Annotated in this window: 12 protein-coding genes; 7 read left to right on the top strand and 5 right to left on the bottom strand. The window is 73.6% G+C overall.

The genetic code is table 11. The features are described 5' to 3' along the window. From ACSNOD_RS09365 to ACSNOD_RS09355, 3 genes are all read right to left on the bottom strand, one after another. On the bottom strand, positions 1–849 hold an 849-nt coding region (locus ACSNOD_RS09365), incomplete at its 3' end, for a MerR family transcriptional regulator (protein WP_436766335.1). A 129-nt stretch (positions 850–978) separates the two neighbouring features. Then, on the bottom strand, positions 979–1,890 hold the full coding sequence (locus ACSNOD_RS09360; RefSeq protein WP_436766331.1) for a metal-dependent hydrolase: 912 nt from the start codon (positions 1,888–1,890) through the stop codon (positions 979–981). Positions 1,891–1,974: 84 nt separating this feature from the next. Next, positions 1,975–3,873: an SDR family oxidoreductase gene (locus ACSNOD_RS09355; RefSeq protein ID WP_436766330.1), complete on the bottom strand. Its 1,899-nt coding sequence runs from the start codon at positions 3,871–3,873 to the stop codon at positions 1,975–1,977. Between the two features lie 275 nt (positions 3,874–4,148). On the opposite strand from ACSNOD_RS09355, the gene ACSNOD_RS09350 reads away from it, so the two are divergent. From ACSNOD_RS09350 to ACSNOD_RS09335, 4 genes are read left to right on the top strand one after another with little or no spacing between them, the layout of a single operon-like run. Then, complete coding sequence (locus tag ACSNOD_RS09350; RefSeq protein WP_436766329.1) at positions 4,149–5,171, top strand: ABC transporter ATP-binding protein; 1,023 nt, start codon at positions 4,149–4,151, stop codon at positions 5,169–5,171. Then, on the top strand, positions 5,161–6,051 hold the full coding sequence (locus ACSNOD_RS09345) for an ABC transporter permease (protein WP_436766328.1): 891 nt from the start codon (positions 5,161–5,163) through the stop codon (positions 6,049–6,051). Before ACSNOD_RS09350 ends, ACSNOD_RS09345 begins: the two co-directional genes overlap by 11 nt. Positions 6,052–6,100: 49 nt before the next feature. Further along, complete coding sequence (locus ACSNOD_RS09340; RefSeq protein ID WP_436766327.1) at positions 6,101–7,018, top strand: ABC transporter ATP-binding protein; 918 nt, start codon at positions 6,101–6,103, stop codon at positions 7,016–7,018. Positions 7,019–7,039: 21 nt separating this feature from the next. Next, positions 7,040–7,759 carry an ABC transporter permease subunit gene (locus tag ACSNOD_RS09335; RefSeq protein WP_436766334.1) on the top strand — a complete coding sequence of 240 codons (720 nt, stop codon included), beginning with the start codon at positions 7,040–7,042 and terminating at the stop codon, positions 7,757–7,759. Positions 7,760–7,836: 77 nt separating this feature from the next. On the opposite strand, the gene ACSNOD_RS09330 is transcribed toward ACSNOD_RS09335, so the two are convergent. Together ACSNOD_RS09330 and ACSNOD_RS09325 are read right to left on the bottom strand one after the other, a co-directional pair. Then, positions 7,837–9,114 (bottom strand): CynX/NimT family MFS transporter, encoded by a 1,278-nt coding sequence (locus ACSNOD_RS09330; RefSeq protein ID WP_436766333.1) that lies wholly within the window; start codon positions 9,112–9,114, stop codon positions 7,837–7,839. Positions 9,115–9,446: 332 nt separating this feature from the next. Then, on the bottom strand, positions 9,447–10,139 hold the full coding sequence (locus tag ACSNOD_RS09325) for a FadR/GntR family transcriptional regulator (RefSeq protein WP_436766326.1): 693 nt from the start codon (positions 10,137–10,139) through the stop codon (positions 9,447–9,449). 182 nt (positions 10,140–10,321) lie between these two features. Here ACSNOD_RS09325 and ACSNOD_RS09320 point away from each other — a divergent pair, with 182 nt between their 5' ends. The 3 genes from ACSNOD_RS09320 to ACSNOD_RS09310 all read left to right on the top strand — a co-directional run bounded on the left by ACSNOD_RS09320 (position 10,322) and on the right by ACSNOD_RS09310 (position 13,456). Further along, positions 10,322–10,918 (top strand): GNAT family N-acetyltransferase, encoded by a 597-nt coding sequence (locus ACSNOD_RS09320; protein WP_436766325.1) that lies wholly within the window; start codon positions 10,322–10,324, stop codon positions 10,916–10,918. 76 nt (positions 10,919–10,994) lie between these two features. Next, positions 10,995–12,464 carry an MAB_1171c family putative transporter gene (locus tag ACSNOD_RS09315; RefSeq protein WP_436766324.1) on the top strand — a complete coding sequence of 490 codons (1,470 nt, stop codon included), beginning with the start codon at positions 10,995–10,997 and terminating at the stop codon, positions 12,462–12,464. Further along, positions 12,461–13,456, top strand: coding sequence for an aldo/keto reductase (locus ACSNOD_RS09310; protein ID WP_436766323.1), 996 nt, complete (start codon positions 12,461–12,463; stop codon positions 13,454–13,456). Before ACSNOD_RS09315 ends, ACSNOD_RS09310 begins: the two co-directional genes overlap by 4 nt. The last annotated feature ends 47 nt before the right edge of the window (positions 13,457–13,503 follow it).

The raw sequence follows: 13,503 nt of genomic DNA, 5'->3' as shown, positions 1-13,503 counted from the left end.
GGGGTCCGCCGGGGCGGACACCGGCACCGGCGCCGGCCGCCGGGTGGCACCGGCCGGGGCGTCGGTGGGCGCCACGGCGGGGGCGACGGCGGGGGCGTCGGGCTCCTGGGCGAGCGCGGCCAGGTGCCGCCGCAGATGCCGCCGCGCCAGCTCCCGCATCGCCCGGGCGAGTTCGGCGTCGACCGTCTGCTGGGCCAGCGGCCGCAGCCGCCGTATCAGGGCGGCCGCCTCGGCGGCCTCCGCGTCGGACGGCGGATGCCCGAGGTAGCGGACGAAGACGTGCTCGGTGGTGAACTCCACGAAGCGGTCCGCTATGTGCTCCACCTGGCCGCGCAGCTCCCGCAGATGACCGGAGATCGCGCGCAGCGGCACCCCGGCGGCGTACAGCTCCGCCGCCACGGCCAGCTCCTGCGGGCTGGGCACCAGGAACTCCCCGTCCCGGCCGGGGATCGGCACCAGCACGCCCAGCTCGACCGCCTCCGCGACCGCCGCGTCGTCGTGCTCCCCGCCGAACCGCTCACGCAGCTCCGCCCGGCTGATCCGGGTCGTCTCCTCGTCCGTCCACGGGCCCTCCACCTCGGTCACCAGCCCGAGGACCCCGCCCAGGCCCCGGCCGGTGTCCCAGGCATCCAGCAACTCCTTGATGCTGGCGAGGGTGTAGCCCCGGTCGAGCAGCTCGGCGATCTGCCGCAGCCGGGTGAGATGCGCCTCCCCGTACAGATTGGCCCGGCCCCGCCGTTCGGGCTTCGGCAGCAGCCCCCGGTCCTGATACGCGCGGATGCTGCGGACCGTGGCCCCGCTGTGGTGGGCGAGGTCCTCGATCCGATAGCGGTGCGCCGGCGGTGCCATGTCGGCACCGGCCGCGCCCGCACCGGTCGCGCCCGCACCGGTCGCGCCCGCATCGGTCGCGCCCGCGCCCGCACCGGCGGACCTCGCGGGGGGCGGCTGGGGTTCGGTCATGGTGGGCCTCCTCTCGGCTCAGGCGATCGCGGCCCGACCCGCCGCGCCGGCCGCCGCCCGGGCCGCCGGCGAGGCGGCCAGATACGCCACCGCCTTGCGCAGCGAGCCCTCCTGCGACGGGTGGTAGGAGCGGCGCAGATAGCGCGGTATCGCCGCGCCGAGCTCCCGCCACGTGGGCAACAGGCCCTTGGCCACCGCCCTGTTGTGCGCGCGCAGGCTGTAGCGGCTGCGCTCGGCGAACCGGGGGTCGTGGCGTATGAGATACGCCGCGCCGAACGCCCAGAGCCAGAGCAGCACGGGCGCGACGACGGCCATGGCCTCCACCCGGCGGGCGTAGCGCGCCAGGCCCGAACCGCCCGTGTGCTGGTACATGTCGAAGGCCACCGAGCGGTGTTCGACCTCCTCCGCCCCGTGCCAGCGCAGCAGATCGAGCATGCTCTCGTCGGAGCCGGCCCGGTCCAGTCCCTCGGCGTCCAGCACCCAGTCGCCGAGGACGGCGGTGAACTGCTCGATGGCGGCCACCAGGGCCAGCCGGAAGCGGAGCCACTCCCGGGGTGGCACGGGCAGGGAGAGCGGCGGCTTTTCCCCGAGGAGCACATCGAACATCCACTCCACATGGCGGGTGTAGCCCGAGGTGTCCAGGCCCTGGGCCGCGAGGTGGTCCAGGACGTGCGCGTGCTGGACGCTGTGCGTGGCCTCCTGCCCCATGAAGCCCTTGACGTCCTTGCGGAGCGCGGGGTCGGTGATCAGGGGCAGGCCCTCCTTGAACACCGTGACGAACCACCGTTCCCCGGCGGGCAGCAGCAGATGGAGCACGTTGATGACATGGGTGGCCGTGGGCTCGTCCGGAATCCAGTGCAGCGGGGTGCGCCGCCAGTCGAACGAGACCCGGCGCGGAACGATGGGGTGCGACTCCGCCGTGGCGCTCATGCTGTCTCCCGTGGTCGTGGTCCGTCGCTACAGGGCTGCAGGGCTGCGGTGCTGCGCGGGCACAGGGCCGCGGAACCACAGGCGCTACAGCGGCACGTTCACGCGCGCGAGCCGCCGTATCGTCCCCGGCGACACGCGCGACAGGGCGCGCAGCACCCGCGCCTCCGGGGTCACCGGCACGACCGCGCGGTCCCGGAGCACCGCCGTGAGCACGGCCGTCGCGACCTTCTCCGGCGCGTAGCCGCGCCGGCCGTACATCCGCGCGGCCCGCACCCGTCGGCGCCGCTCCTCCTCGATCGTCACCCCCGTATAGCGGGCCGCGGTCGTGATGTTGGTGTTGACGATCCCGGGGCAGATCGCCGAGACGCCGATGTCCCGGGCGGCCAGCTCGGCCCGCAGGCATTCGCTGAGCATCAGCACCGCCGCCTTGGAGACGCTGTAGGCGGGCAGGATCTGGGAGGGCGCGTACGCCGCGGCCGAGGCGATGTTGACGATATGGCCGCCCTGCCCCCGGTCGGCCATCTGCCGGCCGAAGAGCCGGCACCCGTGGATGACGCCCCACAGGTTGACGTCCAGCAGTCGGCGCCAGTCCTCCGTGCCGGTGTCGAGGAACCGCCCGGCCATGCCGAGGCCGGCGTTGTTGACCAGCACGTCCACCACGCCGTAGTCGGCGGCGACCCGCTCGGCCAGCTTCTCCATCGCCTGCTCGTCGGAGACGTCCACGGCCTCCGCCCAGGCCTGTTGGGCGCCGCCGAGCCGGGCCAGATCGGCGGTGGCGGCCACGCGCTCCGCGTCCCGGTCCACCGCCACCACCCGGGCGCCGGCCGCCGCGAACGCCAGCGCGGTGGCCCGGCCGATGCCGCTGGCGGCGCCGGTCACCAGCACCAGCTGGCCGCCGAACCGTTCGGCGAACGGGCCGGTGGCCGTCCGCGGCCCCGAGACGCCCGCCTCGCCCGCCCGAGCCGTCAGCGGCTCCACCAGGGCCGCCTCCGCCGCCTGGTCCGACGACCCCGGCGCGCCCTCCACCGTGTGCGCCGAGACGAAGTCGGCGATCCAGCGGGCGACCTGGTCGGGGCGGGTGCGCGGCACCCAGTGCCCGGCGGCCACCGTGCGCCGCACCAGCCGGGGCGCCCAGTGGTCCAGGTCGTCGTAGAGGCGCGCGGAGAGATACGGGTCACCGGTGGGGATGATCAGCTGCACCGGCATGGGCGCGTGGGCGTCGTCGCGGGGGCGGCGCAGGCGCGGGCGGACGTTGTCGCGGTAGAGCCAGGCGCCATGGGCGGCGTCCCGGGACAGGGATGCGGTGGGGTAGCCGTCGGCCGGGAGCTTCTCGACCCGCCGCAGCCTCGCGGTCCAGTTCCTGCCGAGCGGTCCCCGCCAGGCCAGTTCGGGCAGGCCGGGGGCGTGCAGGGCGCCGACGTACCAGGAGCGGGCGGCCTGGCCCAGGAGCTGTCCGGCCCGGCGCGGGGTGGGGCGGGCCGCCCGCCGCCTGAGCCAGTGCGCGAAGTGGTCCAGGGACGGCCCGGAGATCGAGGTGAAGGAGGCGATCCGGTCGGCCGCGCGGGGGGCGGTGGCGAACTCCCAGCCCTGCACCGAGCCCCAGTCGTGGCCCACCAGGTGCACCGGTCGGCCGGGGCTCACCGCGTCGGCGACCGCGAGGAAGTCGTCGGTCAGCTTCTCCAGTGTGAAGCCCCCGCGCAGCGGCTTCGGGGCGGAGGAGCGGCCGTGCCCCCGGACGTCGTAGAGCACCACATGGAACCGGTCCGCCAGCCGCCGGGCGACCCGGTCCCACACCTCCTTGCTGTCCGGGAAGCCGTGCAGCAGCACGACCGTGGGTCCGGTGGGGTCCCCCAGCTCGGCGACGCACAGCTCCACCTCAGCGGTGCGCACCCAGCGCTCCCGCGCGTTCTCGATCACGCCGTCCCCTCTCCCGCGTCTCCCACGCCGGCCGTCGTACGCGTCTCGTACGCACCTCGTGCGCATCTCGTGCGCGCCACCCGCACGCCGCGCGCACCGGTCCCCGACGCCGCCGCACCCCACGCCCGCCCGGCGCGCCGCCGTCACGCCACGCACCGGGCCGAAACCTGACAGTGATGAATGTGACAATGTCGAGCGGCGGCGTCAAGGGTGCCGACGAGGCTGTGGATACCGCCGGTAACAACCAACGATGACAAGACCCCTACGGGAAGGTCAGCCCCGAGTCGTACGGAGGACCGACCGACAGGGGGACGTCCGCTGTGGTGCGCGCCACTAGCGTCATGAACGTGACAGTGATCGCGACCGAAAGCCTCAGCAAGCGGTTCCCCCGGGTGACCGCCCTCGATCGGCTCTCCGTGGACATCGCGCCGGGCGTGACGGGCCTGGTGGGTGCGAACGGGGCCGGAAAGTCCACCCTGATCAAGATCCTGCTCGGGCTGTCCCCGGCCACCGAGGGCCGCGCCAGCGTGCTCGGCCTGGACGTCGCCACCGAGGGGAGCGCCATTCGCGAGCAGGTGGGCTACATGCCCGAGCACGACTGCCTGCCGCCCGACGTCTCGGCCACCGAGTTCGTCGTGCACATGGCCCGCATGTCGGGGCTGCCGCCGACCGCCGCCCGCGAGCGCACCGCCGACACCCTGCGCCACGTCGGCCTCTACGAGGAGCGCTACCGCCCCATGGGGGGCTACTCCACCGGCATGAAGCAGCGGGTGAAGCTCGCCCAGGCCCTGGTCCACGACCCGCGCCTGGTCTTCCTCGACGAGCCGACCAACGGCCTCGACCCGGTCGGCCGGGACGAGATGCTGGGCCTGATCCGCAGGGTGCACACCGACTTCGGCATCTCGGTCCTGGTCACCTCCCACCTGCTGGGCGAGCTGGAGCGCACCTGCGACCACGTCGTCGTCATCGACGGCGGCACGCTGCTGCGCTCCAGCTCCACCAGTGACTTCACCAAGGCGACCGCCTCGCTGGCGGTCGAGGTCACCGACACCGACCGGCACCCGGACGGCACCGCCGCCCTGTACGCGGCCCTCACAGCCGCGGGCCTCACCGTCCGGGGCCCGGGCGGCCAGGGCCCCGGAGGACAGGGCCCGGGCGGCCAGGAGGCCCTGGGTGCCGCCCCCGGCGCCGGCCATCTGCTGCTGGTCGACGTCACCGGTGACGACACGTACGACACCGTCCGCGACACGGTGGCCGAACTCGGCCTCGGCCTGGTCCGCATGGAACAGCGCCGCCACCGGATCGCGGAGGTCTTCCGCTCCGACGCCCCCACCAGCCCCCGAGGTGACCGCGATGTCGCGTGAGACCGCAACCACCGACCCCGCGCGCATCCACAACATCGGCTACCGCGGCTACGACGGCCCCCGGCTGGGCCGCGCCTACGCCCGCCGCTCGCTGTACGCGCAGAGCCTGCGGGGCGCCTACGGGCTCGGCCGCTCCGCCAAGTCCAAGGTGCTGCCGATGGTCCTGTTCGGCGTGATGTGCCTGCCCGCCCTGATCATCGCGGCCGTGGCGGCGCAGACCAAGCGGATGCCCATCGAGTACACCAGCTACGCGCTCTACCTCCAGGCCGTCATCGGGCTGTACCTGGCCGCCCAGGCCCCGCAGTCCGTCTCCCGCGACCTGCGCTTCCGCAGCGTGGCGCTGTACTTCTCCCGGCCCATCGAACGCTTGGACTACGTGCTGGCCAAGTACGCGGCCATGGCCTCGGCCCTGTTCGTCCTCACCGCCACGCCGCTGCTCGTGCTCTACGTGGGCGCGCTGCTCGCCAAGCTCGAGGCGGCCGATCACACTCGACAATTCGCACAAGGACTCGGGTCAGTGGCCCTGCTCTCCGTACTGTTCGCCGGCATCGGACTGGTCGTCGCCGCGCTCACCCCGCGCCGCGGCTTCGGTGTCGCCGCCGTCATCGCCGCGCTGACCATCCCCTACGGCGCCGTCAGCACCATTCAGCTCATCGCCCACGACCAGGGCAACACGGCGGCGGTCGGCTGGCTCGGCCTGTTCTCGCCGATCACGCTCGTCGACGGCGTGCAGACGACGTTCCTGGGCGCCACGTCCGCCTTCCCCGGCAACGCCGGCCCGAGCACCGCCGGAGGGGTCGTCTACCTCGCCGTCGCCCTGGGCGTCGTCGCCGGCTCGTACGCCCTGCTGATGCGCCGCTACCGAAAGGTCGGGCTGTGACCGCCCTCCCGTCGCCCACCACCACCCTCCCCAGGAACGGGCCGCGCCCATGAGCACTCTCCACATCGACCATGTCTCCCGCTGGTTCGGGAACGTCGTCGCCGTCAACGACGTGACGATGACGATCGGCCCCGGTGTCACCGGGCTGCTCGGCCCCAACGGCGCCGGCAAGTCCACGCTCATCAACATGCTGGGCGGCTTCCTCGCGCCCTCCACCGGCTCGGTCACCCTCGACGGCGCTCCCGTCTGGCGCAATGAGCAGGCGTACCGGGAGATCGGCGTCGTGCCCGAGCGGGAGGCGATGTACGACTTCCTCACCGGGCACGAGTTCGTCGTCGCCAACGCCGAACTGCACGGGCTCGCCGACCCCGGCGCCGCGGCCCGCAGGGCGCTCGCCACCGTCGAGATGGAGTACGCCGAGCAGCGCAGGATCGACACGTACTCCAAGGGCATGCGGCAGCGCGTGAAGATGGCCTCCGCCCTGGTCCACGATCCCTCAGTACTGTTGCTCGACGAGCCGTTCAACGGCATGGACCCGCGCCAGCGCATGCAGCTCATGGAGTTGCTGCGGCGCATGGGCGCCGACGGCCGTACGGTGCTCTTCTCCTCGCACATCCTGGAGGAGGTGGAGCAGCTCGCCAGCCATATCGAGGTCGTGGTGGCCGGGCGGCACGCCGCGTCCGGCGACTTCCGGCGCATCCGCAGGCTGATGACCGACCGGCCGCACCGCTACCTCGTACGGTCCGGCGACGACCGGGCGCTCGCCGCCGCGCTGATCGCGGACCCGTCGACGGCGGGCATCGAGGTGGACCTGGCGGAGGGCGCGCTGCGCGTCCAGGCCGTCGACTTCACCCGCTTCACCGAACTGCTGCCGCGCGTCGCCCGTGCGCACAGCATCCGGCTCTTCACGGTCTCGCCCTCGGACGAGTCCCTGGAGAGCGTCTTCTCCTACCTCGTCACGGCCTGAAGGGAGCCAGCGATGTCCACGGTGTTCCACCCCACGGTCGCCCGGCTCACCTATCGGGCCCTGCTCGGCCGCCGCCGCGCCCTGATCCTCTTCGCGCTGCCCGGACTGCTGCTGCTCATGGCGATCGCCGTGCGGCTGCTCACCGGCGCGGACGACCAGGTCGCCGCCAACGTCCTCGGCGGATTCGCGCTCGCCACGATGGTCCCGCTGGTCGGTGTCATCGCCGGCACGGGCGCGATCGGACCGGAGATCGACGACGGCGCCATCGTCTATCTGCTGGCCAAGCCGGTGAAACGGCCGACGATCATCCTCACCAAGCTGATCGTGGCGATCGGGGTGACGGTCGTCTTCTCCGCCGTGCCCACCCTGATCGCCGGCTATGTCCTCAACGGCAACAGCCAGCAGATCGCCGTGGCCTACGCCGCCGCGGCGGCCGTCGCCTCCATCGCCTACAGCGGCCTGTTCCTGCTCTTCGGAACGGTAACCCGGCACGCGGTGGTCTTCGGGCTGCTCTACGCCCTGGTGTGGGAGTCGGTCTTCGGCAACCTGGTGCCGGGGGCGCGCACGCTCAGCGTGCAGCAGTGGGCGCTCGCCCTCGCCCAGAAGATCGCCGGCGGGGGGCTCGTCACCTCCGACGTCGGGCTCCCCCTGGGGATGACCCTGCTGCTGGTCGTCACCGCGGCGGCGACCTGGTTCGCCGCGCACAAGTTGAGGGGGCTGACCCTCGCCGGCGACGAGTGATGCCGCGCCGGGGCCGGACCGCCGCTCGGGCGGACCGGCCCCGGCAACGCCTTTCGACGCTCCCGAGAGCGCAGAGCTCAGAGCTTGAGGTCGCGCGCGGCGGCGAGCCCCGTGCCCAGGGCCGCCCCGCACACCCCCAGCATGAGCACCAGCGGCAGCGTCCAGTCGCCCGTCGCCTGGTAGACCGCGCCCGCCGCCAACGGGCCGCAGGCGGCCAGCAGATAGCCCACCGTCTGCGCCATGCCGGACAGCCGCGCGGCGGTCCCCGCGTCCCCGGCCCGCAGCACGATCAGCGTCAGCGCCAGGCCGACACCACCGCCCTGGCCGATCCCCAGCAGGGCCGCCCAGAGCCAGGCGCCACTCGCCGGAGCGACCAGCAGACCCGCGTAACCGGCCCCGACCAGTCCGCTGACCAGCACCACCAGCACCCGCTGGCTGCGCATCCGCCCGGCCAGCAGCGGCACCCCGAAGGCGCCGGCCACCTGGATCAGGGTGTTGAAGGCGAAGACGACCCCGGCCGTGCTCCGGCTCATCCCGTGGTCGGTGAGGATCGTGGGCAGCCAGGCGATCAGCACATACGTCCACAGCGACTGCAACCCCATGAACAGCGTCACCTGCCAGGCCAGGGCGCTGCGCCACACCCCGCGGCCCCCGGCGGGCGCCGTCGCGCCGGCCGCCCGGCCCGCGGGCGTACGGGCGGGCGTCACCTCGTGGCCCGTACGGCCGCGGGCGATGACCACCTGTGGCAGCCAGACCAGGGCCGCCAGCAGCGCCAGCAGCGACCAGGAGGCGAGCGAGGCGGTCCAGCTGCCCCCGAACGCCTTCTCCAGGGGGACGGAGGCGGCCGCGGCCAGCGTGGCGCCCGCGATCATCGCTCCCGTGTAGAGGGAGGTCATGCCCGCGGCCCGGTCCGGGAAGTCCCGCTTGATCAACCCCGGCATCAGCACATTGAGCAGCGCGATCGCCGTGCCGACCAACAGGCTGCCGCCGTACAGGGCGGCCGGCGAGGGCAGCACGCGGACCAGGATGCCCACCGCGAGCAGCACCAGCGCGCCGAACAGGACGAGCTCGGAGCCGAACCGCCGGCCCAGCGCGGGCGCCACGGCCGCGCCGACGCCCAGGAAGAGCACCGGCACCGAGGTGATCAGACTGCTCGCCGTGGACGACAGCCCGAACGCCTCACTGATCTCGCTCACCAGGGGCGACACGCTCGCCAGCGCGGCGCGCATATTGAGCGAGGCCAGCACGATCCCGGCCAGTAGCAGGACGGGGTGGGCGAGCAGCGCCCGCCGGGCCGCGGCCGCCGCCGCGGCGGTCCCGGGCGCGGGCCGCGCGCCGGCCTCGGCGTCGACCAGGGGTGGACCGGTACGGACAGCGGGCTCCGGCCCCGGCCCGGGGCGCGCGGCGGTTCTCGTCCCCGCGGCCGCCTCCGTGCGCGATGCGATGCCCGGTTCTGCCTGTATGTCCGGCCGTGCCAAGAGAGAGCGCCTTTCGTGCGTCGTGCTGTTGTCCGTACGGGGCGTGCCGCCATCCGTACGGTCGGCCTCGCGCAGTACTGCGCGAGGCGGGAAAGAGAGAGGTGGCCCTGGGGCGCGCCGGGCACGCCCCGGTGAACGGGACGCCCGGACGCGTCAGGTGAGGACCACTGTGTGGTGAGGGCCGCTGTCGGGTCGGGACCGCGGCCGGGTCAGGGCCGCTGTGGGGGCGGGGCGACCAGGGCCTCCACCGCGGCGATGGGCGCGCTCAGCAGTTCGCGGGCGCTGCGCCCGGCCGCTTCCGGCTCCCCGGCCTCGATGGCGTCGACCAGCGCGCTGTGGGCGGCGAGGTCGATCGCCGGCATCTCCTGATCACCGAGCGCGGCGACCAGTACCTCGTGCACCGAGGTGCTGAAGAACCGGTACACCTCGATCAGGGCGGAGTTGTGGGTCGCCTCCACCACGCGCAGATGGAAGTCCAGGTCCGCGTCGGCCGACCGGTCGCCCTGCTCGTGCAGGGCCGCCAGCGCGGCCCGCAGCCGCTCCAGATCGCGCTCGTCGCGGCGGGCGGCGGCCAGCCGGGCCGCCTCCGCCTCCAGGGCCACCCGCAGCTCCAGGACGTCCAGCACATGGGCGTGCCGCACCCCGGTCAGTACGGCCGCGGGGTCGGCGGTGGACCGCACGAAGGTGCCGTTCCCCTGCCGGGACTCCAGCAGGCCCGCGTGCACCAGCACCCGTACGGCCTCGCGCACGGTGTTGCGGCCCACGCCGAGCTGTTCGGCCAGCTCGTGCTCGGTGGGGATGCGCGACCCCACCGGCCACTCGCCCCCCGTGAGCTGTGCGCGCAGCTGCTCGACCACGCCGTCCACCAGCGACTGCCGCCCGGCCGCCCGCAATGCCGCCATGCTCCGCCGTCCTCCTCCGGTCACCCGGTGCGCCCCGCGCCATCGGGCGCCGCTCGCCCGGTGCGTCACTCCGTCACCGAGCACCACATTCACCCGGTCACCCAATCATCCTACAACTGCTCACCGACGATCTCTCGGCGATCTCCCTGGAGATCCCTGGCCACGCCTTTTACGGTGTGTGGATGAACGATCACACCGCCCCGCACTTCGACCTCGGCGACGGTGTGCTCCTGCGCCCGCTGGCCCTGGACGACGCCGAGGCCCTGTGCGACGCCTACCGGCGCAACCGTGAGCACCTGCGGCCCTGGGAGCCCGTACGGGACGAGGCGTTCTTCACCCCCGAGGGCCAGGCGGCGAACGTGCGCGCCCTCCTGGACCAGCGCGCGGCAGGACTGCGGATGCCCTGGGTCCTGACGGACGGTGGGGACCGCGTCATCGGCCTGGTCTCCCTCGCCAACATCGTCATGGGCCCCTTCCGCAGCGCGAACCTGGGCTACTGGACGGATGTCGCGCACGGCCGGCGGGGGCTGGCCTCCCGGGCCGTGGAGCGGGTCTGCCAGGACGCCCGCGAGCGGCTCGATCTGCACCGGGTCGAGGCCGGCACCCTCACGGACAACGAGGCGTCCCAGCGCGTCCTGGCCAAGTGCGGCTTCGAACCGATCGGCCTCGCCCCCCGCTATCTGCACATTCACGGCGAATGGCGCGATCACCTGCTGTTCCAGAGAATCCTTCACAACAATCCTCCGGCGCACCGGCCCACCGGCCGCCGGGGCACGTAATCTGCAACCGCCCCACGCCCCTTGCTGTGTCAGCCAGAGGAGGTTCGATGCACGGCGACGGAGGTACGGACCGGACATGACCGGCGTCAAGAGCGTGGTCTTCCCCCTGTGTGCCCTCGTGTGCGCGCTCGCACTGCTCTACAAGCTGCGGGATCTGCGCTCGGGTTGGCGCGATCCGGCTCTCAGAGCTCTGCTCGCCGCCTTCACCCTCAAGGGCATCTCGTTCACCCTCTCCACGCCGACCGTGGCGGCCCGCGTCGACGACCTGCTGAACGTGCCCAACATCGGAGCGCTGGGCATCCACCTCTCCGGCGGCGTCGGCTCCAGCGCCGCCATCCTGATCGCCATCGTCTTCTGGGTGCACCCGATCGAACAGGCGCGGCCCAAGGTGCGCGCCCGCATCATCGCCGCCGTACTGTGCGCGCTGGTGATGTTCGCCCTCTGGTTCGCCGCCATGCCGGAGGACGGGCAGCGCTCGAAGCACTATCTGCTCCAGAACGCCCACAACCCCCTGGTCACCGGCTATCTCCTGCTCTATGTGACGGCGTTCGGCGCCGGCATGATCGAGATCATGCGGCTCTGCGTCCGCTTCGGCCGGGTCGCCGGCCGCCAGTGGCTCCGCCGGGGGCTCTACACCACGGCCGTCGGCGCCGGCGCGTACATCGTCTACTGCGCCAACCGGGCCTCCGCCGCGGTGGCCACGCAGATCGGGGCCAGCCCCCTGGAGTGGGAGCTGCTCACCCCGGTGGCGAACGGGATCGGCATCCTCTTCCTCGCCTCCGGGCTCACCATGCCCTCCTGGGGGCCGCAGCTGACCGGGCTGCGCCGCCGGATCGACAACGCCGTCGCCCACCGGCGGCTGCACGGGCTCTGGCGCGACCTGTGCCGCGCCAACCCGGGCATCGTGCTCGCCCCGTCGGACGGCTCGCCGCTCGCCCGGTTCTCGCCGCGCGACATCAACTACCGGCTGTACCGCAGGGTCATCGAGATCCAGGACGGGCTGCTCTCGCTCCGCCCGTACATGGACCCCGCCGTCGCCGAGGCGGCGACCCGCGCCGCCCGCGCGGCCGGGCTCCCGGAGCCCGAGCTCCACGCGGCCGTGCACGCCGCCCGGATCGAGGCGGCGCTGCGCGCCCAGCGCGAGGGGCGGGACCGCGTCGACGAGTCCGTGGCGAAGGAGAACTTCCCCGTCACGGACGACGACTACGCGCACGAGGTGTCACGGCTGGTCTCCGTCGCGCGGGCGTACACGGCCCTCCGCCGCGGCAGGCCCCTGGCACCGGAGCCGAGTCCGCCCGTACGGGGCGAGAGTCCGTCCGTACGGAGCGAGGCCGCCGCAGTACGGAGCGAGGGGGTCGCCGTACGCGGGGGTGCCTCCGTACGGAGCGAGGTACCGCCCGTACGGGGCAAGGGTCCGTCCGTGCGGGACGGTGAAGCCCCCGTACGGAGCGAGGGGGCTCCCGCGCCCGGCCGGGGGGTCCCGGAGCAGGGCGGGGCCCACTCCCGGGGAGAGACCCTGGGGGAGAGCAGAAGGAGCGCGCCATGAAGTACCGCACCCTCGGGCGGAGCGGAGTGCGGATCTCCGCCCTCGGCCTCGGCTGCATGGGCATGTCGATCGCCTATGGGCCCACCGACGAGGAGGAGGCCCTCCGCACGCTCGACCGCGCCGCGGAGCTGGGGGTGAACCTCCTCGACACCGCCGACGCGTACGGGCGCGGCGCCAACGAGGAGCTGCTGGGCCGCTGGCTGCGCGGCCGGGACCGCGACGAGGCCGTGGTCACCACCAAGTTCGGACTGCGGCACGACAGCGCCACCGGCCGTGTCGGGGGCGTCGACACCTCGCCCGACTACGTACCCGTCGCCTGTGACGCCTCGCTGCGCCGGCTCGGCGTCGACCACATCGACCTGTACTACGTCCACCGGCGCGACCCGGGCGTCCCCATCGAGGAGACCGTCGGCGCCATGGCGGAGCTGGTGGCCGCCGGCAAGGTGCGCTGCCTGGGGCTCTCCGAGGTGAGCCCTGCGACCCTGCGCGCCGCTCACGCCGTGCACCCCATCAGCGCGGTGCAGCTGGAGTACTCCCTGTTCACCCGGGACGTGGTCGAGGGGGAGATGCTGGCGACCTGCCGCGAGCTGGGCATCACCGTCGTCGCCTACAGCCCGCTCGGGCGCGGGATGCTCGCCGGCGAGGTGACCTCGCGCGACGACCTCACCGAGGACGACAACCGGCTGCGCTGGCCGCGGTTCGCCGAGGAGAACATCGAGCGCAACGTCGCCCTGGTGGCGGCCCTGCGCTCCATCGCGGCGCGGCTCGGCTGCACGCCGGCCCAGGCCGCGCTGGCCTGGCTGCTCGGCCAGGGCGAGGACATCGTGCCCATCCCCGGTACGAAGCGGCGGCGCTACCTCGAGGAGAACGTCGCGGCGGTGGCGCTGGAGCTCACCGAGGAGGACCGGGCGGCGCTGCGGGCGGCGGTCCCCGAGGAGGCAGTGGCCGGCGAGCGCTATCCCGCGGCGGCCCTCGTCCGCCTGGGCCACTGAACCGGCCTAGGTGACACCGGCTTTCGCGACCTCGGCCGCCGGACCGG

Source organism: Streptomyces sp. URMC 123 (assembly GCF_051386515.1).
Taxonomy (GTDB): domain Bacteria; phylum Actinomycetota; class Actinomycetes; order Streptomycetales; family Streptomycetaceae; genus Streptomyces.
The sequence above is the reverse complement of the archived record's forward strand: the minus strand, read 5'-3'. Positions and strand labels throughout refer to the sequence as shown.